Source organism: Ferribacterium limneticum, from assembly GCF_020510565.1.
Classification (GTDB): Bacteria; Pseudomonadota; Gammaproteobacteria; order Burkholderiales; family Rhodocyclaceae; genus Azonexus; species Azonexus limneticus_B.
In genome coordinates this window covers 514,186-535,686 of sequence record NZ_CP075189.1, presented here as the reverse complement: position 1 = coordinate 535,686, position 21,501 = coordinate 514,186, and the positions used below count along the sequence as shown (strand labels likewise).

Here is a 21,501-nt window from a genome sequence, read left to right as displayed (position 1 = left end):
TGGGCTTTTTTTCGGGTTGACCGTAGCATGCACGCAAAAATCAGCAAGACCAGCCCGCTCAACCTCGCCCTGCAGGGCGGCGGCGCCCACGGGGCATTCACCTGGGGCGTACTCGACGCGCTGCTTGAAGACTCGGCCTTCACCTTCGAAGGCGTCAGCGGGACCAGCGCCGGGGCGATGAATGCGCTGTGCCTGGCGCACGGTCTGATGACCGGCGGCCGCGACGGTGCCCGGGAAACGCTGGCCCGCTTCTGGACCAGCGTCGCCGCCAGCTCGCCCTTCGCCAAGTCCGGCGATGCCGGCGGCGAGGTGAGCCCGGCCCTGAAGCTGATGCTGCAATGGACCAACCACCTGAGTCCCGAGCAGCTCAACCCCTTCGACCTCAACCCCTTGCGCGACATCCTCGGCGAACAGTTCGACTTCGCCCGCCTGCGCCACGATGCCCCGGTCAAGCTGTTCATCGCCGCGACCCACGCCAACTCCGGCAAGCTGCGCCTGTTCCGCAACCATGAGCTGTCGGTCGACACCCTGCTCGCCTCGGCCTGCCTGCCGACCATTCACCGGTCCATCATCATCGATGGCGAACCGTACTGGGATGGCGGTTACAGCGCCAACCCGGCGGTTTTTCCGCTGGCTTACCAGTGCGCCTCGCCGGACATCCTGCTCGTCCTGCTCACGCCGCTGCGTTACAGCGAAACGCCCGCTTCGGCCGCGGACATCCGGCAGCGCCTGCTCGAGCTGTCGTTCAACGCGACCTTCCTGCGCGAAATGCGGATGTTCGCCCACCTGCGCGAGGAAGTCAGCGCCTCGTGGCTATCAAAATGGTTGCCGGTCGGCCGGCTCGAACGCCGTATCGAACAGCTGAGATTCCATGCCATCACAGCCGACGCCCTGCTCGGCGAACTGCCGCCCGGCAGCAAGCTGGCCGTCAACCTGCCCTTTTTCGAGAGCCTGCGCGACAGCGGCCGCGAACATGCTCAATTTTGGCTGGACACGCATCGCGGCAGCATCGGCCAACGGGCGACGCTCGACCTCGGGCAGGTTTTTTACTAGAGCTATTACTTTTGTAATATAAAAGCACAAATCTGATTTATCATTGCGGAATTGTTTCACCCGGTTTCAATTGCCGATAAACCATGACCTCCCCGATTCGGTCAGCCAGAAATCATCCGAACCCGCGAAGTCCAATGCAGATCAGACTCCTTCTTCCGTTCCTCGCCTACGTCGCCACCGGCTGGCTGGGGCTGCAAATTCCCTTTACCGGCAGCCATATCACGCTGCTCTGGCTACCGACGGGGATCGCCGTCGCTGCCCTGTTTCGCTGGGGAACCCCGGTCTGGCCGGGCATTTACCTCGGCGCCCTGTTCGTCAATCTGAGCATCGGTTCCGCCTGGCCTCTGGCTGCCGGCATCGCCGTCGGCAACACCCTGGGCCCGCTGCTCGCGGCCAGCTGGCTCAAGCGCGCCGGTTTCCATGCGTCCTTCGACCGGCAGAGAGATATCGGCACCTTCATCGCCGCGGCCGGCCTGGGCATGCTGGTGTCAGCCACGGGCGGCGTCGCCAATCTTTATCTGGCCGGCATGTTGCCGCTCGAAGCGGCCGGGTTCGCCTGGCTGACGTGGTGGATGGGTGATAGCGTCGGGGTCCTCCTGGCCGCCCCCTTGCTGCTGACGATCAACCGCAAAAACATCGAGCAGCTCGGTCAATTCCGCCAGGAACTGCTGCTCTGGATTCTGGTTGCCGGCCCGGTCGCCTGGCTGGCCTTCATCCACGACTTTGCCGCACTCGGCCGTACCCTGCCGCTGGCCTTCCTGACCCTGCCGCTGTTCGCCTGGGCCGCCCTGCGCTTCGGCAACACCTTCGCCGCGACGGCCGGACTGGGATTTTCAGTGGTCGCCGCCTGGGCTACCGCAACCGGCCATGGCACCTTCTATTTGCCCGACGAACACATCAGCCTGTTTCTGCTGTGGGGTTACATGGCGACGACGGTCCTCACCGGTTTGGGGGTCGCCGCCTTGCAGGCCGAGCGCCTGCAGGCCGAAAGCTCGCTGCGCGAAAGCGAAGCCAAACTGCGCGGTCTTTTCGAGTTGTCGCCGCTGGGTATCGCCTTGACCGACCTGAAGGGTAACTTCGTCGAATTCAACAACGCGTTCCAGCAGATTTGCGGTTATCCGGCCGAGGAATTGAAGTCGCTCGACGCCCGGAGCCTGACCCCGAAGAGGTATGAGACCGACGCGGCACGACAGCGGGCCTCGCTGCAGGATACCGGCCGTTACGACCCGTTTGAAAAGGAATACCGCCGCAAGGACGGCAGCCTGGTTCCCTTGCGCCTCAACGGCATGGTGATTACCGGCAACGACGGTCAGCAATACGTCTGGTCAATCATCGAGGACATCACCGATCGCAAGCGGGCCGAAGAACAGCTGCTCAAGCTCTCGCAGGCTCTGGAACAAAGCACGCTGAGCATCGTCATTACCGACCTCGACGCACGGATCGAATACGTCAACGAAGCCTTCGAGCGCTCCAGTGGCTATCGTCGCGACGAACTGATCGGCCAGAACCAACGGCTCATGCAATCCGGCCATACCTCCGAAGAAACCTATATCGCGCTGTGGAAAGCCTTGTCGGAAGGCAAGCCATGGCAGTGCGAAATGAACAACAAGTGCAAGAGCGGCGAGCTCATCACGGAGGACGTCATCTTTTCGCCGATCCGGCGCGCCGACGGGCAAATTACGCACTATGTCGGGATCAAGGAAAACATTACCGAGAAGAAAAAAATTGCCCGGGAACTCGATCAGCATCGGCACCACCTGGAGCAACTGGTCAAAAACCGGACCGAGGTTATCGAAACCCTCAATGCCGAACTGAAAAAACGCGCCGTCGAGGCCGAGGCGGCAACCGTTGCCAAGAGCGCCTTCCTGGCCAACATGAGCCACGAGATCCGGACACCGATGAATGCCATTCTCGGCATGACTTTCCTGATCCGGCGGAATGGTGCGACGCCGCAGCAATGCAGCCAGCTCGACAAGATCCATGCGGCGGGCGAACACCTGCTCAATGTCATCAACGACATTCTCGATCTTTCCAAGATTGAAGCCGGCCGGCTGATCCTCGAACAGACCGATGTCATCGTCGACAACATCCTCGGCAACGTTGCCTCCATCCTGTCTCCCCGACTGAGCGCCAAGGGCCTGCAACTGATCATGGACAGCGGCCCTCTCCCGCGCAAGCTGCGTGGCGACCCGACCCGGCTGACCCAGGCCCTGCTCAACTACGCCAACAATGCCGTCAAATTCACCGAGCGAGGTACGGTCATCATCCGTACCCTCCTCCAGGATGAAACCAGCGACAGCGTCATGCTGCGTTTCGACGTGACGGACAGCGGCATCGGTATTGCTCCGGATCATCTCGATCGCCTGTTTACCGCCTTCGAGCAGGTCGACAGTTCAACCACGCGGGAATATGGCGGCACCGGGCTGGGGCTTTCCATCACCAGGCACCTGACCGAGCTGATGGGCGGCGAGGTCGGCGTGAGCAGCATCCCCGGCCAGGGCAGCACCTTCTGGTTCACCGCCCGGCTGGCCAAGGCAGCCTCCCGGTCGACCGTTGGCCGCCCGTCAATGCTGATGGAAGCGCCGGAAACGACGCTGGCCCGTGACTTTCAGGGCAGGCGAATCCTGCTCGTCGAGGACGATGCCATCAACCAGGAAGTGGCGCTGGAGATTCTGGCCGAGACGGGCCTGGCCGTTGATATCGCCGACAACGGGGTGCAGGCGCTGGAAATGCTCGGACATGGCACCTACGACCTGATCCTGATGGACATGCAAATGCCGAGGATGGGCGGCCTGGAGGCAACGCAACGAATCCGCCGCAACCCGGCGCTCAAGGACATGCCGATCCTGGCCATGACGGCGAATGCCTTTGCCGAGGATAGAGAGCAGTGCCTGCAGGCCGGCATGGACGATTTCGTCGCCAAGCCGGTATTGCCTGACATCCTCTATGCCATGCTCCTGAAATGGCTGAAGAAATCCCGACAAAACCATTGAGTCTGCACTGACTTGAGGATTTTGGCCTTTTTTCCGGTCGACCGTAGCAATCAGTTCAGAAAGCGCCCGACCGGTTGTAGCGCATCGGTACTGCCAATGCGCCGGCGTTCGACAAACAGGCTGCCACCCAAGGGCTCATTGGCCGGATTCTTGGCTCTTTTCTTGGCCTGCTTCTTGGCAGCCGAGGCTGCAGCCGCCACTTCGCGATGTGACTCGCAATCGCCCGGCCCCACTTTCACGGCACCAATAGAGAGCGTCGGCAAGGCCTGGAAGCTCAGTTCGCCGCGCCGGTTTTCCGCCATGTAGCCGCCGCGCAAACGTTCCTCGACGCCGAGCATGTTGCCCATGGCCTGGGCGAAGGTGCTGATGATCTGCCAGCAGCGCAGTTCCCAGTCCTCGCTGCGGAAAATGACGAAGAAATCGTCGCCGCCGATATGGCCGACGAAATCGATCTGCGGATCGGTCGCCTCGCAGATCAGACGGGCCAGGGTGTGGATCACGTCGTCGCCGCGCCGGTAGCCGAAGGCATCGTTGTAGGGCTTGAAATTGTCGATGTCGATATAGGCCGCGATGAACGGATGGCCGGACTCGAGCATGCGGTCGACGTGCTCGTTGATCGGCACGTTGCCCGGCAACTGGGTCAGCGGGTTGGCGTAGCGGGCGGCGCTAATCTGCATTTCGGTGATCGTCGCCATGAGGTCGTGGCTGCTGCCGACGCCGATGTACTTGCCCTGGGCGGTGACGATGAAACCGTCGAACAGGTAGTGCTTGGGCGCTACCGACAACATCATCGCCAGCTCCTGGATCGTCGCGTATTGATCGACGACGAGCGGGGCGTGATCCATGAACAGCTCGCAACTCTTGCGGCCGAACAGTTCCTTGCGGAACGGCCGGGCGAAACGGTCGATCATGCTGTGCCGGTTGATCATGCCGACCGGCTGGGTGCCTTGGACGACAGGCAGCACGTCGAGATCGGGGTCGGCTTCAAAACGGGCGATGACGGTGACGTTGCTGGCGTTCATCGGCACCGGCTCGATCAGCCGAGCCAGATTGCGCGCTGTCGGCAGTTTGCCCGGGCCACCGGTCAGCGGCGACAGCAAGAGCGATTGCTGGTCGAGCGCGGTCACCGTCTGTCCGGCCAACTGGCGGATCGGATGAGTCTCCGGCCGGGCGATGAAATAGCCCTGACCGCAGGCGATCCCCATGTCGCGGACGCAGATGAAGTCTTCGGTGCGCTCGACCCCTTCGGCGACGAGCAGGGCGTTGCAGATCTCGGCCAGATCCTGCATGGCGCGGGCAAAATGAAACTTGATCCGGTCATCGGCGATGCCGTTGATGAAATGCTTGTCGATCTTGACGAACTCGGGGCGCAACTCGGACCACATGCGCAGGTTGGCGAAACCTTCGCCGAGATCGTCGATGGCGAACTGGAAGCCGCGTCCGCGATAGTGCTGCAGCGCCTCCAGGATGCCCGGCATGTCGGTGATCTTCTGGTTCTCGGTCAGTTCGATGACGATGCGATTCGGCGCGATGGCCAGTTCGTTGAGCAGTTCGCGGGTATGGCCGTTCATCAGGCGCTCATCGAGCAGGCAGCCCGGCGTCACGTTGAGAAACAGGCGACCGGGCAGACGCTGGGCAGCGAAGGCGCGCAGGCTGGCCTCGCGACAGGCGTGTTCAAGGTCCAGCGTCAGGTCGTTGCGCGCCGCGACGCTGAACAGCTGATCCGGGCGATGCAGGGGACTGTCCTCCGGCCCGCGAATCAACGCCTCGTAGCCGAGAATGGCCCGTACGCGGAAATCGAGAATCGGCTGAAAGACCGGATACAGGAGTCCCTCGGCCATGATCCGCCGAAGTTCGGCGGCTTCATCATCGATCAGAACAATCATTTTTGTCTTTCATGGCAAACTTGGCATTCAGTGTAGGTATGCCGTGTTGCAGCGCTGTGACAGGCCAGGCAATCGATTTCGGTCATCTTCCCGAAACATGAGGGAGACATGCTGGTCTCATCTTCGACCACCGGAGCTTGTGATGACTGAAACCCTGTTCTGCTACTGCTGCCGCGTCCATCACGACAAGAGCCAGATGCGCCTGTTCCCGACCGGCCAGGGCTATCGCTGGCGCTGCCTGCGCAGCATCGAGGCAGCAGCGAGCAGCCGCCGCGAGCGCGATGCCTTCGGCCAGAAACAATCCGAGATCAATCGCGAGACCGCCCGCCGCGCCGCCGAGTTCGGCCTGCACCTGCGCCAAGTTCAGCCCTTCGCCCCCTGAAGCGAACGATGGGAAAGATCCGCATCGATACGCTGGACACCAGCAGCCCAGCCCTCCTCGAAGCGAGCGTGACGTTGATCTTCAACGCCTTCGCCGACCCCGAGCGCTACAGCGCCGAGCGCGTGGCGAAGGAACTGCGCGGCGATGATTCGGCGTTTTACCGACGCTTTTTCGTCGCCATGGATGCCGGCGAAATCATCGCCGTCGGTGGCGTCAAGGCCGCCGACTGGGCGTCCAGCACGCATATCCTCTACCTCTCGGCGGTCACGCCGGAACGCCGCGGCAAGGGCATCGGCCGCGCCCTGATCAAGGCGCGCCTTGACTGGCTGGAGGAGAACTTCAAATCCGGGCGCATCCTGGTTTCAGCCGCCAAGACCAAGCGCTTCCGCGATCTGGGCTTCACCGAAGTGCGCAACAGCGCCATCGACGGACGACATTTGCTGGTTCGGAAGTTCTAGCCGGATTTCATTTTTGGCCGTTTTCTCCGGTTGACCGTGGCATTCACCTGCCCGCAACCGAGATACAAAAAATCCGTCATGCCCCTGCAATATTGGCTGGCGATAGTTGCGGGGTCAGCCAAGCCGAAAATCGGCTGCTCAAGGAGAATCCATGGACAAGCAGAACCATAGCGACATCGCCGCCTTTCCCGAACTGTTCGACGGGCTGGAGCAATTCATCGAAGAACAGGCCAGCGGCCTCAAGCGGACCAGCGCCATTCTCGCCATCTCGGCCATGGGCGGCGGCATGCTGATTTTCTACGCACTGAGCAAGATCGCCTGAAAAACAAAAATCCCGCCGCAGCGGGATTTTTCATGAACCAACCGTGGCTCAGGACTTCGGTGGCACGTAGCCCTGAATCTGGTCGGCGCCTTCGCCGAAGAAATGCTTTTCCAGCTGCTCGGCCAGATACTTGCGATGCTTGGCATCGACCAGGTTGAGACGATTCTCGTTGATGAGCATGGTCTGCATCTTGATCCACTGCTGCCAGGCTTCCTTCGAAACATTTTCAAAAACTCGCTGGCCGAGCGCACCCGGATAGGGCGGCTGATCGAGGCCTTCGGCCTCACGGCCGAGCTTGATGCAATTAACGGTACGTGCCATGTGAAACTCCGTGGGGGTTGATGCGGGGAATTATAAGGTCTTGAACAGCACCTTGGAACGCCGCTGATAGTTGTACATATCGCGCTTGTTGGCCGGCAGGTCATCGACCGTGCCGAGCTTGAAGCCACGCTCGACGAACCAGTGCTCGGTGCGCGTGGTCAGCACGAACAAACGCTTGATGCCGGCCTTGCGGGCGCGCTGTTCGATGCGGATCATCAACTGCTCGCCATAGCCCCATTCGCGGTGTTCGTGGCTGACGGCCAGACAGGCCAGCTCGGCCTCCGTTTCGGAATGCTGGTAGAGCGCGGCGCAGCCGACGATGATGCCGTCGTGCAACATGATCGAGAAATGGTCGAGTTCCCGTTCGAGCAGTTCGCGCGGCCGATGGACGAGGATGCCTTCCTGCTCCATAGGTTCGATCAGGGCAATCAGCGCAGCGATGTCGTCCGGCTTGGCTTCGCGGATATTTTCCAGCGATTCGCGGGTGACCACGGTGCCGACGCCATCGTGCGTGAATAGCTCGCGCAACAGCGCGCCATCCTGCTCGAAACCGATCAGGTGCACGCGGCCGACGCCCGTCCGGCTGGCCCGCACGGCACACGGCAGGTAGCGCTTGATGTCGGCGGACAGCCAGTCGGCGTCGCGCAGCAATTGGAAAGCCTCGTCGGCGGTCATCGCATCGAGCAATTCGCCCCCCTTGTCGGTGACGCCGCGGCTGTCAGTCAGATAAACCAGCTTGTCAGCCCGGATGGCGATAGCTACCGCTTCGGCCGCTTCTTCCATCTGCAAATTGAAAATCTCACCGGTCGGCGACGGCCCCTCGCAGTTGAGCAGCACGATGTTGCCGAGGCCGAGCTGGGCGTTGATGCCCTCGCTATCGACCTTGCGCACTTTGCCGGCGTACTGCATGTCAATGCCGTCGAGCACGCCAATCGGCTGGCCGGTGATGAAATTGCCGCCGATGACGCGAATCCGGCTGTTGGCCATCGGCGTATTCGGCAGACCCTGCGACAGCATCGCCTCGATTTCGAGATAAACGCTGCCCACCGCATCGAGCACGCAATCGAGCGCCTCAGCATCGGTCACCCGGTAGCCACGGTGATAAACCGACTCCAGGTTCTTCTCGCGCAACTCTTCCTCGATCTGCGGTCGCGCCCCATGCACCAGGACCAGCCGAATGCCCAGGCTGACCAGCAGATTGACGTCGTAGGCCAGCGTCTTGGCGAACTCGCTGGCCACCGCCTTGCCACCGAAGGCAATGACGAAGGTCTTGCCGCGAAAGGCGTTGATGTAAGGCGTGACCGCCCGGAACCAGGAGACGAAGTGCTCGTCGTAAGGGGTATCGCTCATTTGTCCGAATATTTTCCGTCGTCGTCTTTCAGTGCCGTTTCAAGGCGCTCGCACAAGGTTTTCAACACTTTAACCCGGGCGAAGTTCTTGTCGTTGGCCTCAACCAACGTCCAGGGCGCCAGCCCGGTTGACGTGCGGTCGACCATGTCGCAAACGGCAGACACGTAATCGTCCCACTTTTCGCGGTTGCGCCAGTCTTCGTCGGTGATCTTGAAACGCTTGAACTCGGTGTCCTGACGTTCCTTGAAGCGGCGCAACTGCTCATCGGCGCTGATCTGCAGCCAGAACTTGACGACGATGGCACCGGAATCGACCATCTGGTGCTCGAAATCATTGATCTCGGCGTAGGCGCGCAGCCAGTCGGCTTCCGTACAAAATCCCTCGACCCGCTCGACCAGCACACGGCCGTACCACGAACGGTCGAAAATCGCTGCCCGCCCGGTGCGTGGCAGGTGCCGCCAGAAACGCCACAGATACGGCTGTGCCCGCTCTTCCTCGGTCGGCGCCGCAATCGGCACGATCTGGTACTGCCGGGCATCCATCGAAGCACCGATGCGGCGAATGGTGCCGCCCTTGCCGGCCGCATCCGAACCTTCGAAAACCAGGACCAGCGAACGCTTGCCAACGAAGCGCGGATCGCGCACCAATTCGGAAAGACGCGACTGGTACTTGGCCAGTTGGCTCTCGTAATCCTTCTTGGCCAGCTTCTGCGTCAGGTTCAGCTCGCTGAGCACATTTTTCTGGTCGATGGCATGAACAATCGGCGGCGCCACCGGCACCTGCTGGCGCCCTTCCTGCTGCAAACGGCGCTTCATGGCATCGAGCACGATGCGGCCGACGGTCAGCGAGCGATATTCGTCATCGGTGCCTTCAACGATGATCCACGGAGCATGCGCCGTATTGCTGACGCGCAGCACATGACCAGCCACTTCTTGCAGCTTGTTGTAGGTCTTCAGGCGATCGTAGCTTTCCTTGGTGACGCGCCAGGCCGTGTTCGGATTCTTCTCCAGCGCCTTGAGCCGCGTCTTCTGGCCATCCTTGGACAGATGGAACCAGAATTTGAGGACCAGCGCCCCTTCATTGACCAGCATGGCCTCGAAACGATTGATGTCGTCGAGCCGCTCATCCATCTCGGAACGGCGCATCTGGCCGGTGATCCGGTCGGTAATCGGCTGCGAATACCAGGAGCCGGCAAAAATGCCAACCTTGCCCTTGGGCGGCAGGGCACGCCAGTAGCGCCACATGTAGGGCCGGGCCCGTTCTTCATCGGAGGGCGCCGAGAAGGCCAGCGTCGAAATGTGGCGCGGGTCCATCCAGGAATAAAGCAGGTTGATCGTTTCGCCCTTGCCGCTGCCGTCCACCCCGCTGATCAGGATGACGACCGGAAACTCCTTTTTCTCCAGCATGTCGTACTGCGCATCAAGCAAGGCGGCACGCAGCAGCGGCACTTCCTTTTTGAAGGTTTCCTTGTCGATCTTGTGGCCCAGTTCTGCAGACTCGAACATTTTTTATTCCCCCCTGAAGTCACCCCAAAGTACCTGCATCGCTGCCAAGGCAGCCAGGCCGGCCGTTTCCGTCCGCAGAATGCGCGGCCCCATGCGCACCGCCTGAAAGCCCGCCGTTTCAGCCGCGATCATTTCCTGCGGATCAAGCCCCCCTTCGGCCCCGATCAGCAGTTGCACCTCACCGACCGGCCGGATCGAGGCCAGCGTCTGCTCTGCCTCCGGCGCCAGCATCAGGCGCATGACGCCATTGGCCGGCCTGGCCAGCCAGTTTTCGAGCTTTTCCAGCGGAGCCACCAGGGGCACCTGGTTACGGCCGCATTGTTCGCAAGCCGAGGCAACCACCCCTTGCCAGTGCGCCACGCGCTTGCCAGCCCGCTCACCGGCCAGCCGCAATACGCTGCGCCGACTTTCGACCGGGACGATGCTGCGAACGCCCAGTTCCACCGCTTTCTGAATGGTGAAATCCATCTTGTCGCCGGCCTGCAGCGCCTGGACCAGCGTAATCGCCAGCGGCGACTCGCACTCGACATCCTCCCAGGCACCGAGTACCGCCATGACCCTGTCCCGTTCGATGCGCTCGATCTGCGCCGGATACTGGCCGCCACGCCCGTCGAAAAGAATCATCGACGCCCCGGGCGGCAGGCGCAACACTCTCACCGCGTGGCGCGCCACGGGCTCCGGCAATTCAACGTGAGCCCCTGGCGAAAGGGCTTCTCGGCAGTAAAAACGGGGTAAATTCATCGGTGCTATTATGGGCGAAATGCGTTTTGGAGTGGAAAAACATGGTCGCTTTGAACCCACCCGTCTGCGATTTTGGCCGACCGGCCATCGATTTCGATCTGCCCGGCGTCGATGGCAAACGCCACACGCTTTCAAGCTGTCGTGGCCCGAACGGCCTTCTGGTCATGTTCATCTGCAACCACTGCCCCTACGTCAAGGCGATCATCGACCGCCTGATCCGCGATTGCCGCGACCTTGCCAAACACGGCATCGGCTGCGTCGCGATCATGAGCAACGATGTCACGGTCTACCCGGAAGATTCACCGGAATCGATGGCGCGCTGGGCGACCGAACTGGCCTTTCCATTTCCCTATCTGTACGACGAAACGCAGCTTGTCGCCAAGGCCTATGGTGCCATCTGCACGCCGGACTTCTTCGGCTACAACGCCAGCCTCGAACTGCAATACCGCGGCCGCCTCGATGCCTCCGGCAGAAACCCCGCTCCCGCCGATGCCCGGCGCGAACTCTACGAAGCGATGTGCGAAATCGCCCGTAGCGGCGACGGGCCGCGCGAACAGGCCGCGTCAATTGGCTGCTCGATAAAATGGCAAATATAACAATCAGCCATAAAAATGTAAAATTTACCTGCATCGATGTTCATACCATGAAGGCTAAGCTATGATTCGCCATCGTTTTTCACCCCCCCACCCTCGTTGAATTTACCGGACGCTTCCTCGCCAACAACCGTCGACATGCGACGTCAATTGGCCTATCTGCAGTCTGTCGTATCGAGCATGCCGCAGGGCATCAGCGTATTCGACGAGCAGTTGCGCCTGCGCGTCTGGAATCAGGGATTTATCGATGCGCTCGAACTGCCACCCGACGCCGTTCATGAGGGCATTCATTTCTCCGACGTGATCCGCATTCCGGTCGCGCGTGGCGATTACGGGCAAGGCGATAGCGAACAACTGGTCGAACGCATCACGGCACGCATCGGCAAATTCGAAGCTCAGCGTCTCGAAGAAACCCGCCCCAACGGGCGCTCCTATCTGATCCAGAACGAGCCGCTATTCATCGGCGCCGAGTCTGCCGGGTTCATCACCACTTATACCGATATTTCCGAGCAGCGGGCCAGCGCCGAACGCGAACAACTGGCGCAAAAGGTTTATACCCACACGCCGGCCGGCATCATTTTCACCGACGAGGCTCACCGTATCCTGTCAATCAATCCGGCCACCACCCTGATGACCGGCTACGAAGCCTTCGAACTGCTAGGGCAGACCGTCTATGGGCTGATTACGCTGGATGAGGAGCACACGCAGGATGCCTTTGAGCGGGATCTGGTCTTGCGCGCATCGTGGCAAGGCGAGCTTGAAGTCACCCGGAAAAATGGCGACAGCTTCCCGGCCGGAACCCGGGTCAACCGCGTCGACGACCCGCAAAGCGGTTTGCCGGCGCACTACGTCTGGATTCTGGCCGACATCACGGAGCGCAAGCAGTCCGAAGAACGCATGCGGCATATCGCCCAACATGACGCGCTGACCGGTCTGCCCAATCGCATGGCCCTGCTCATGCGCCTCGCCCAGCTGCTGCCCGAAGCCCGGCGCCATGGCTGGAAGATCGCCATGATGTTTCTCGATCTCGATCGTTTCAAGATCATCAACGACACGCTCGGTCACCAGGTTGGTGACGAATTGTTACGTGAAGTGGCCTGCCGCCTGTCCGCTGTCGTCCGCGAAACCGATTTCGTCGCCCGCCTGGGCGGTGACGAATTCGTCATCATCCTGCCCGGCATCTCGTCGGCGGCCGACGCCGCCGTCGTTGCCGGCAAGGCCATCGGCGCACTGTCCTCAGCCATCGAAGCCAACGGGCACGAACTGCACACCAGCCCGTCGATCGGCATCAGCCTCTTCCCCGATGACGGGCCGGATGGCGACACCATCCTCAAAAATGCCGACACGGCGATGTACCACGCCAAGGCGGCGGGCCGAAACAACTTCCAGTTCTTCGCCACCGAGATGAACCAGATCACCTCGGAACGCCTGAACATCGAACACAAGTTGCGCCACGCCATCGCCCGCAACGAACTGGCACTGTGCTTCCAGCCACAGTTCCTCGCCGGTGATCGGGAACCGATCGGCGTCGAAGCCCTGCTCCGCTGGCACCATCCCACCGACGGCATGATTTCGCCGGCCCGCTTCATCCCGGTCGCCGAAGAAACCGGCATCATCGTCGAGATTGGCGAGTGGGTACTGGCTACCGCCTGCCGCGAAATGAAACGCTGGATCGACGCCGGACTGAAACCCCTGCGCATGGCGGTCAACGTTTCGGCACGCCAGCTACGCCGTCGCGATTTCTGCGAAACTGTCGCCAATGCGCTGACCCTGTCCGGTCTGCCGGCCGAACTGCTTGAACTCGAGATCACCGAGAGCTCGGTGATGGAAAACCCGCAGGAAGCCATCCTGATTCTCGAACGCCTCGGCCGCATGGGCGTCACGCTGGCCATCGACGACTTCGGCACGGGCTACTCCTCACTGGCCTACCTCAAGCTTTTCCCGATCGACCACCTGAAAATTGACCGCTCCTTCGTCGCCGACATCGAAACCGATCTCAACGACCGTGCCATCGCTTTCGGCACCATCGCCCTGGCCCATTCGCTGGGCCTCAAAGTCATTGCCGAAGGCGTCGAAACCGAAGACCAGCTTGAACTGCTGCGCACCAATGGCTGCGACGAGGTCCAGGGCTTTCTGCTGAGCAAGCCCTTGTATAGCGCCGCGGCCTTTACCTTCCTGCACGCAAGGTGTCCGGCAGAGTAAAATTGCGCCTTTGTCATTAAAGCAGGGGTTCTCATGGCACAGCGCACGCTGGCACGTTATCTCACCGAAGAGCAACGCAACAAGGGCGTCATCACCGGCGACCTCAAGTTCCTGATTGAAATCGTTTCGCGGGCCTGCCACGTCATTTCCGTTGCCATCGGCAAGGGCGGCCTCGGCGGCGTACTCGGCGAAGCGGGCAGTGACAACGTGCAGGGCGAAGCCCAGAAAAAGCTCGATGTCCTGTCCAACGACATCCTGCTCGACGCCAACGAATGGGGCGGCCACCTCGCCGCCATGGCTTCCGAAGAAATGGACCTGCCGCACCTGGTCCCCAACCGCTATCCGCAAGGCGAATACCTGCTGACCTTCGACCCGCTCGACGGCTCGTCGAATATCGACGTCAATGTCTCAATCGGCACTATTTTCTCGGTTCTCAAATGTCCCGAAGGCGCCGACCTATCGACCCCCGAAGCGGCCGAAGCCGCCTTCCTGCAACCAGGAACGGCACAGGTTGCGGCCGGCTACGCGGTTTACGGACCGACCACCCTGCTCGTCCTGACCGTCGGTGACGGTGTCGTCGTGTTCACTCTCGACCGTGAGCTGGGTCAGTTCATCCTGACCCAGGAAAACGTGCAGATTCCCGCCGACACAAAGGAATTCGCCATCAACATGGCCAACCAGCGTTTCTGGGAAGCCCCGGTCATGCGCTATGTGACAGAGATGCAGGCCGGCAAGGAAGGTCCGCTCGGCAAGGATTACAACATGCGCTGGGTCGCCTCGATGGTCGCCGACGTGCATCGCATCATGACGCGCGGCGGCATCTTCATGTACCCGGTGGACAGCAAGCTCAAGGGCCAGGGTGGCAAGCTGCGCCTGATGTACGAAGCCAACCCGATGGCCATGCTGATCGAGCAGGCCGGCGGTGCCGCAACCACCGGCCGCCAGCGCATTCTCGACATCCAGCCGGAGAAACTGCATCAACGCGTGCCGGTCATCCTCGGGTCGAAAAACGAAGTCGACCGCGTCACTGGCTATCACGGCGGCTGACCTGCTACATTCACCCATTCGACACTGTCACAGGACAAAGCGATGAAAAAAATGAGCGTTGCACTACTCCTGGTAGCCGGCACCATTCTGGCCGGCTGCAAGAGCAACGAACCCAAACCGGAAGAGGCGGCGCCCCCACCTCAGGCCGCAGCGGCACCAGCGCCCGCCCCGGTCGCCGCCAAGCCGGAATGTGCGCCGGAGCCGGCGACCAAGAAAAAAAGCACCAAGAAGACGGCCAAAAAGAACACCAAGCAAGCCGAAGCACCACCGGTCGATTGCGAGCCGGCCAAGCCAAAGACCACGGCAAGCCCCAAGGCAGCCGAGCCGGCAAAACCGGAGCCGGCCGCTACGCCGGTCACCGGCAGCCCCACTGACAAGGCCTGTAACCCATGTGTCGTGAAATCAAAGGACGGCACTTTCGACGGTGAGATTTACGGCACCATTCCCCCAGGCAGCAAGTGGGCAAAGTTGCAGATTGGCATGCATCAGTCCGAAGTCGAGCGCATCCTGGGTGTGACCTCGAACATTCGCGCCTACGTCACGGCCAAGGCCTGGATTCCCTTCTACTTTGGCGGAGACAGCCATCGCTACGAAGCGGTCTATGCCGGTCAGGGTAGTGTTGCCTATACCGGCGGCAGCTTTGGTGGCGGCCAGGGCATACTGATGATGATTAATTTTGATCCCAAGATTCAGTAAAACTGATCAAAGGCAGGCCTAAAAGCCTGCCTTATTGGCCATCTGCCCTACCCAAAAAGAGGGTTTTCCCGGATAATTTCAGCTTTTAAGCAGGCTGGATTTTCGGATCATGAGCGTCAGCAATCTCCCCAAGTTTTCTCCCCTGACCGGCGCCATCCGCGCACTGGCCATGGACGCAGTCCAGCAGGCCAATTCCGGCCATCCGGGTGCCCCGATGGGCATGGCGGAAATCGCCGAAGTCCTCTGGCGCCGTCATCTGCGGCACAACCCTGCCAACCCGCACTGGCCTGACCGCGACCGCTTCGTGCTGTCGAACGGCCACGGCTCGATGCTGATCTATTCGCTACTGCACCTAACCGGCTACGATCTTTCCATCGACGACCTCAAGAATTTCCGCCAGTTGCACGCCAGGACGCCGGGCCATCCGGAATACGGCTACACCGCCGGCATCGAAACGACGACCGGCCCGCTCGGCCAAGGCATTTCCAACGCCGTCGGCTTCGCGCTGGCGGAGAAGGTCCTGGCCGCCGAATTCAACAAGCCCGGCCACGAAATCGTCAATCACCATACCTATACCTTCCTCGGCGACGGTTGCCTGATGGAAGGCGTTTCGCACGAAGCCTGCTCGCTGGCCGGCACGCTCGGCCTCGGCAAGCTGATCGCCTTCTGGGACGACAACGGCATTTCCATCGATGGCCACGTTGAAGGCTGGTTCACCGACGACACCCCGAAGCGTTTCGCAGCCTATGGCTGGCATGTCATTGCCGATGTTAATGGCCATGATTCCGATGCCATCGAGCGCGCCCTGGTCGCTGCCCAGGCGGTGACCGACAAGCCGAGCCTGATCTGCTGCAAGACCACCATCGGTGCCGGTTCGCCCAACAAGCAGGGCTCGCACGACTGCCACGGCGCGCCGCTCGGCAAGGACGAAATCGCTGCCGCCCGCGAATACATCGGCTGGACGCACGGCCCCTTCGAAATCCCGGCCGACATCTACGCCGCCTGGGATCGCAAGGCTGCCGGTGCTGCTACCGAAGGCGACTGGAATACCCGTTTCGCCGCATACCGCGCCGCCTTCCCGGCCGAAGCCGCCGAGTTCGAGCGCCGCGTCATCAAGGGCGAACTGCCGGCCAACTGGGAAGCCACCAAAGCCGCGTACATCGCCACCTGTCGCGACAAGGCCGAGAACATCGCCACCCGCAAGGCTTCGCAGAACGCCATCGCTGCGCTGGTCCCAGCCGTGCCGGAAATCTTCGGCGGCTCGGCCGACCTGGCTGGTTCCAACCTGACCTTCGTCAAGGGCAGCAAGGGCGTCACCCGCACCGAAGGCGGCAATTACTGCTACTACGGCGTCCGTGAATTCGGCATGACCGCCATTGCCAACGGTATCGCGCTGCATGGCGGCCTGGTGCCCTACACCGCGACCTTCCTGGTTTTCTCCGATTACGCCCGCAACGGCATCCGCATGGCGGCGCTCATGAAGCAGCGCCAGATCATGGTTTATACCCATGACTCCATCGGCCTCGGCGAAGACGGCCCGACGCACCAGCCGGTCGAGCACATCCCCAGCCTGCGCATCATCCCGAATCTCGACGTCTGGCGCCCGGCCGATGCGACCGAAACGGCCATCGCCTGGACTTCTGCGGTCGACCGGAAAAATGGCCCGAGTTTGCTCGCCCTGTCGCGCCAGAACCTGCCAACCGTGACGCAAAAGGTTGCCGACGCCGATATTGCCAAGGGCGGCTACGTGCTTTCCGAAGCCGACGGCGAAGCGCAGCTCACCTTCATCGCCACCGGCTCCGAAATCAAGCTGGCGCTCGACGCCCAGGCCGCGCTGGCCGGCGAAGGCATCAAGACGCGTGTCGTCTCGATGCCCTGCACCAACGTTTTCGACCGCCAGAGCGCCGAATACAAGGCCTCCGTGCTCGGCGGCTGCAAAAAACGCATCGCCATCGAAGCCGCTCACCCGGACTTCTGGCGCAAGTACGTCGGCCTGCATGGCGCCGTGATCGGCATCGACCGCTTCGGCGAGTCGGCACCGGCCGGCCAGTTGTTCGACATGTTCGGTTTCACGGTGGCCAACGTCGTCAAGACGGCCAAGGCGCTGTTGTCCTGATTTTATAAAGAGGGAGTTAGATTCATGGCTATCAAGGTTGCAATCAACGGTTTTGGTCGTATCGGTCGCTGCACGCTGCGCGCCATTTACGAGCAGGGTTTGCAAAATGAATTCGACGTCGTCGCCATCAATGCTGCTGGCGATCTGGCGACCAACTCGCACCTGCTCAAGTACGACACCACGCATGGCCGTTTCCGCACCAGCGTCGAAACCGAAGGTGAAAACTGCATCATCATCGATGGCAAGAAAATCGCCTTCTACTCGACCAAGAACCCGAAGGACATCAACTGGGCCGACCACGGCGTTGATATCGTTCTCGAGTGCACCGGCGCCTACACCTCCAAGGCCAAGGCCCAGCCGCTGCTCGAACAGGGCGCCAAGCGCGTGCTGATCTCCGCCCCGGGCGGTGACGACGTCGATGCCACCATCGTCTATGGCGTCAATGAAGGCCTCTTCAAGTCGGACATGACCGTTGTTTCCAACGCTTCGTGCACGACTAACTGCCTGGCTCCGGTCGCCAAGATCCTGTCTGATAGCATCGGTATCAAGCAGGGCCTGATGACCACCATCCACGCCTACACCAACGACCAGGTCACCGTCGACGTCCGTCACAAGGACCTGCGCCGCGCCCGCGCCGCTGCCGCCAACATCATCCCGACCAAGACCGGCGCCGCCAAGGCCGTCGGCCTGGTGCTGCCGGAACTCAAGGGCAAGGTCGACGGCTTCGCGCTGCGCGTACCGACCATCAACGTCTCGCTGGTCGACCTGACCTTCACGGCCGGCCGCAACACCACCAAGGAAGAAATCAACGCCTTGATGACCGCCGCCGCCAACGGCCCGCTCAAGGGCGTGATGGACGTCAATAACGAGCCGCTGGTCTCGTCCGACTTCAACCACACTACCGTTTCTTCGACCTTCGATGCGACGCAGACGCGTGTGATTCAAGGCGAAGACGGCAGCACGCTGGTCAAGGTTCTGGCCTGGTACGACAACGAGTGGGGTTACTCCTGCCGCATGCTCGACGCCGCCCGCGCCTGGATGGCCGCCAAGTAAGCTGTTTGTTTCACGAAAAGGGGCCGCAAGGCCCCTTTTGTTTCACCCCCGACCGCAAGACTTCTGGAGGAATCAAGATGCACCAAACGCACCGTATTACCTTCCTGGCTGCCATCGCCGCGTTGTTCTTGACCACGACCGCCTTCGCGGCCGATGAACCGGCCAAGAAAGAAGAGGCCGCTGAAGCCGTGATCGTCGGCAATCCGCCGGCTGACTCGCCTTTCGGCAAACTGAAGATCGGCATGAAATACGAAGAAGTCATTGCCATCCTCGGCAAGCCGACCAGCGAGTCAAGCTGGTGTACCGGCAAGCAGAACATCCCCTTCTATTTCGGCGATGATCGCGGCCGAGCCGAAGCCCACTTCAAGGGCTTGGGCAAGCTCGACTTCAACGCCACCGTCTCGATGTACCCGTTCCGCATCTGCAAGGGCAACGCCCCGCTCGATCTGGTTTATATCGAGTACAACCCTGAGAATACCGGCGAGCTGCCGAAATAATCTTTCACGGAACGCGACCGACACTTCATGCCACTGCGTCTTGCCATCAACGGTTATGGCCGTATCGGTCGCTGCTTTCTGCGCGCGCTCCAGGAGTCCAGCGTCGCCCACGATCTCCAGGTAGTCGCCATCAATGAGCCGGCCAATCTGGAGAGCATGGCCTACCTGACACGTTTCGATTCGACGCACGGCCGCTTTCCCGGCAGCGTCGACGTGGCCGATGGGCAACTGCTGATCGACGGCCGGGCCATCCGCGTCAGCCACGCCCGCACGCCGGAGGCCGTTGATTGGCGCGGTATCGACCTCGTCGTCGAATGTTCCGGTTCCTACGGTCAACGGGAAAATTTGGCCAAATTCATCAACGCCGGCTGCCCGCGCCTGCTCCTTTCGCACCCCGGCGCCAGCGGCGACGATGTCGATGCGACCATCGTCGCCGGCATCAACCAGCACACGCTGACCGGGGCAGAACGTCTGGTCTCGGCCGCCTCGTGCACGACCAACGCCATCGTCCCGATCCTCGACCTGCTCGACCGCGAAGTCGGCGTCGACCAGGCCTTGCTCACCACGCTGCACTCGGTCATGAACGACCAGCCGCTGATCGACGGCTATCACCATGACGACCTGCGCCGGACACGCTCGGCCATGCAGTCGATCATCCCGGTGTCGACCGGGCTGGCCCGCGGCATCGAGCGCCTGTTGCCGCAACTGACCGGCAAGGTGCAGGCCAAGGCCATCCGCGTGCCGACCCTCAACGTCTCGGCCATCGACCTGACGATCAGCACCCAGCGCCCGGTTTCGGCGCACAGCATCAACGCCCTGCTCGCCGACGCGGCGCGTGGCCCGCTCAAGAAGCTGGTCGCCTATTCCGAAGCGGCGCACGCCTCGATCGATTTCAATCACGACCCCCATTCGGCCATTGTCGACGGCAGCCAGACACGCACCGCCGGCACCCATCTGGTGAACCTCTTCGTCTGGTTCGACAACGAATGGGGCTTCGCCAACCGCATGCTCGAAGTGGCCGACTACTGGTCACAACACTGGACGCAAGAATCCATTACTTAAGCCAAATCAGGAGATCTCCATGAACGTCATCAAACTCACCGACCTCGATGTAGCCGGCAAGCGCGTTTTCATCCGCGCCGACCTCAACGTGCCGCAGGACGAAGCCGGCAACATCACCGAGGACACCCGCATCCGCGCCTCGCTGCCGTCGATCAAGTACTGCCTGGACAAGGGCGCCGCTGTCATGGTCACCTCCCACCTCGGCCGTCCGACCGAAGGCGAGCTGACCCACGAAGACAGCCTGATGCCGGTCGCCGTGCGCCTCGGCCAGATGCTGCACACCTCCGTGCGCCTGATCCAGGATTGGGTCGATGGCGGTTTTGAAGTCAAGCCGGGCGAAGTCGTCCTGCTCGAAAACTGCCGCGTCAACAAGGGCGAGAAGAAGAACAACGACGAGCTGGCCCAGAAGATGGCCAAGCTCTGCGACGTTTATGTCAACGACGCCTTCGGCACCGCCCACCGCGCCGAAGCGACCACCCACGGCATCGCCAAATACGCTCCGGTAGCCTGCGCCGGCATGCTCATGGGCGCCGAAATCGACGCCCTGACCAAGGCCCTGACCAACCCGAAGCGCCCGCTCGTCGCCATCGTCGGCGGCTCCAAGGTGTCGTCCAAGCTGACCATCCTCAAGTCGCTGGCCAGCAAGGTCGACCAGCTGATCGTCGGCGGCGGCATCGCCAACACCTTCCTGCTCGCCTCCGGCAAGCGCATCGGCGACTCGCTGGCCGAGGCCGACCTGGTCAAGGAAGCCCACGCCATCATGGACATCATGAAGGAACGCGGCGCCGAAGTGCCGTTGCCGACCGACGTCGTCGTCGCCGACGAAGTCTCGGCCCTGGCCCGCGCCAACAAGATTTCGGTCGATGACGTTGCGGTGCACGACCGCATTCTCGACGTCGGCCCGAAGACTGCCGCCGCGCTTTCGCAAATCATCGCCAACGCCGGCACCATCGTCTGGAACGGCCCGGTCGGCGTCTTCGAACTGCCGCAGTTCGCCGGTGGCACCAAGATGATGGCCTCGGCCATCGCCCACTCCGAGGCTTTCTCGATTGCCGGCGGCGGCGATACGCTGGCTGCCATCGCCAAGTTCCATATCCATGACGACGTCGGCTACATCTCGACCGGCGGCGGCGCCTTCCTCGAATTCCTCGAAGGCAAGACCCTGCCGGCGATTCAGGTTCTGGAAGAACGCGCTGCGAAATAATGCTGCAAGGTGTTGACCGT

19 protein-coding genes are annotated in these 21,501 nt (G+C 61.6%); 14 read left to right on the top strand and 5 right to left on the bottom strand.

The features are described 5' to 3' along the window. The first annotated feature begins 27 nt into the window (after positions 1–27). Together KI610_RS02545 and KI610_RS02540 are read left to right on the top strand one after the other, a co-directional pair. The gene (locus KI610_RS02545; protein ID WP_226497127.1) at positions 28–1,053 is read left to right on the top strand and encodes a patatin-like phospholipase family protein; all 1,026 of its coding nucleotides are present in this window, start codon (positions 28–30) and stop codon (positions 1,051–1,053) included. Positions 1,054–1,187: 134 nt separating this feature from the next. Next, entirely contained in the window at positions 1,188–4,046 is a 2,859-nt protein-coding gene (locus KI610_RS02540) for a PAS domain S-box protein (protein WP_226497126.1), read from the top strand. A gap of 50 nt (positions 4,047–4,096) precedes the next feature. Here KI610_RS02540 and KI610_RS02535 read toward each other — a convergent pair whose 3' ends face one another. Next, on the bottom strand, positions 4,097–5,932 hold the full coding sequence (locus tag KI610_RS02535) for a GGDEF domain-containing protein (RefSeq protein WP_226497125.1): 1,836 nt from the start codon (positions 5,930–5,932) through the stop codon (positions 4,097–4,099). Positions 5,933–6,074: 142 nt separating this feature from the next. Between KI610_RS02535 and KI610_RS02530 the strand changes: the two genes are divergently transcribed. The 3 genes from KI610_RS02530 (at position 6,075) to KI610_RS02520 (ending at position 7,094) form a co-directional block, all read left to right on the top strand. Then, entirely contained in the window at positions 6,075–6,314 is a 240-nt protein-coding gene (locus KI610_RS02530) for a hypothetical protein (RefSeq protein ID WP_226497124.1), read from the top strand. Positions 6,315–6,322: 8 nt separating this feature from the next. Further along, a complete protein-coding gene (locus KI610_RS02525; RefSeq protein ID WP_226497123.1) occupies positions 6,323–6,772 on the top strand; it encodes a GNAT family N-acetyltransferase in 450 nt (149 codons plus the stop codon). A gap of 151 nt (positions 6,773–6,923) precedes the next feature. Continuing rightward, on the top strand, positions 6,924–7,094 hold the full coding sequence (locus KI610_RS02520) for a hypothetical protein (RefSeq protein ID WP_226497122.1): 171 nt from the start codon (positions 6,924–6,926) through the stop codon (positions 7,092–7,094). A 48-nt stretch (positions 7,095–7,142) separates the two neighbouring features. On the opposite strand, the gene KI610_RS02515 is transcribed toward KI610_RS02520, so the two are convergent. Genes KI610_RS02515 through KI610_RS02500 form a run of 4 tightly spaced genes read right to left on the bottom strand, consistent with a single transcriptional unit; the run spans position 7,143 to position 11,011 of the window. Next, positions 7,143–7,415: an oxidative damage protection protein gene (locus KI610_RS02515; protein WP_226497121.1), complete on the bottom strand. Its 273-nt coding sequence runs from the start codon at positions 7,413–7,415 to the stop codon at positions 7,143–7,145. A gap of 30 nt (positions 7,416–7,445) precedes the next feature. Beyond that, the gene (gene argA / locus KI610_RS02510) at positions 7,446–8,765 is read right to left on the bottom strand and encodes an amino-acid N-acetyltransferase (RefSeq protein ID WP_226497120.1); all 1,320 of its coding nucleotides are present in this window, start codon (positions 8,763–8,765) and stop codon (positions 7,446–7,448) included. Beyond that, a complete protein-coding gene (gene pap / locus KI610_RS02505; RefSeq protein WP_226497119.1) occupies positions 8,762–10,270 on the bottom strand; it encodes a polyphosphate:AMP phosphotransferase in 1,509 nt (502 codons plus the stop codon). Before pap ends, argA begins: the two co-directional genes overlap by 4 nt. Before the next feature lie 3 nt (positions 10,271–10,273). Continuing rightward, positions 10,274–11,011 carry a 16S rRNA (uracil(1498)-N(3))-methyltransferase gene (locus KI610_RS02500; RefSeq protein WP_226497118.1) on the bottom strand — a complete coding sequence of 246 codons (738 nt, stop codon included), beginning with the start codon at positions 11,009–11,011 and terminating at the stop codon, positions 10,274–10,276. A 41-nt stretch (positions 11,012–11,052) separates the two neighbouring features. On the opposite strand from KI610_RS02500, the gene KI610_RS02495 reads away from it, so the two are divergent. From KI610_RS02495 to KI610_RS02455, 9 genes are all read left to right on the top strand, one after another. Next, positions 11,053–11,607 (top strand): thioredoxin family protein, encoded by a 555-nt coding sequence (locus KI610_RS02495; protein ID WP_226497117.1) that lies wholly within the window; start codon positions 11,053–11,055, stop codon positions 11,605–11,607. Between the two features lie 135 nt (positions 11,608–11,742). After that, a complete protein-coding gene (locus KI610_RS02490; protein ID WP_226497116.1) occupies positions 11,743–13,806 on the top strand; it encodes a putative bifunctional diguanylate cyclase/phosphodiesterase in 2,064 nt (687 codons plus the stop codon). 33 nt (positions 13,807–13,839) lie between these two features. After that, positions 13,840–14,853 (top strand): class 1 fructose-bisphosphatase, encoded by a 1,014-nt coding sequence (locus KI610_RS02485; RefSeq protein WP_226497115.1) that lies wholly within the window; start codon positions 13,840–13,842, stop codon positions 14,851–14,853. Between the two features lie 42 nt (positions 14,854–14,895). Further along, positions 14,896–15,549: a hypothetical protein gene (locus KI610_RS02480; protein ID WP_226497114.1), complete on the top strand. Its 654-nt coding sequence runs from the start codon at positions 14,896–14,898 to the stop codon at positions 15,547–15,549. 109 nt (positions 15,550–15,658) lie between these two features. Further along, entirely contained in the window at positions 15,659–17,665 is a 2,007-nt protein-coding gene (tkt, locus tag KI610_RS02475) for a transketolase (RefSeq protein WP_226497113.1), read from the top strand. A 24-nt stretch (positions 17,666–17,689) separates the two neighbouring features. Further along, a complete protein-coding gene (gap, locus tag KI610_RS02470) occupies positions 17,690–18,718 on the top strand; it encodes a type I glyceraldehyde-3-phosphate dehydrogenase (protein WP_226402014.1) in 1,029 nt (342 codons plus the stop codon). Positions 18,719–18,795: 77 nt separating this feature from the next. Continuing rightward, positions 18,796–19,215 carry a hypothetical protein gene (locus KI610_RS02465; protein WP_226497112.1) on the top strand — a complete coding sequence of 140 codons (420 nt, stop codon included), beginning with the start codon at positions 18,796–18,798 and terminating at the stop codon, positions 19,213–19,215. A gap of 27 nt (positions 19,216–19,242) precedes the next feature. After that, positions 19,243–20,277: a type I glyceraldehyde-3-phosphate dehydrogenase gene (locus KI610_RS02460; protein WP_226497111.1), complete on the top strand. Its 1,035-nt coding sequence runs from the start codon at positions 19,243–19,245 to the stop codon at positions 20,275–20,277. A gap of 19 nt (positions 20,278–20,296) precedes the next feature. Beyond that, entirely contained in the window at positions 20,297–21,481 is a 1,185-nt protein-coding gene (locus tag KI610_RS02455; RefSeq protein ID WP_226497110.1) for a phosphoglycerate kinase, read from the top strand. Positions 21,482–21,501: the final 20 nt, after the last annotated feature.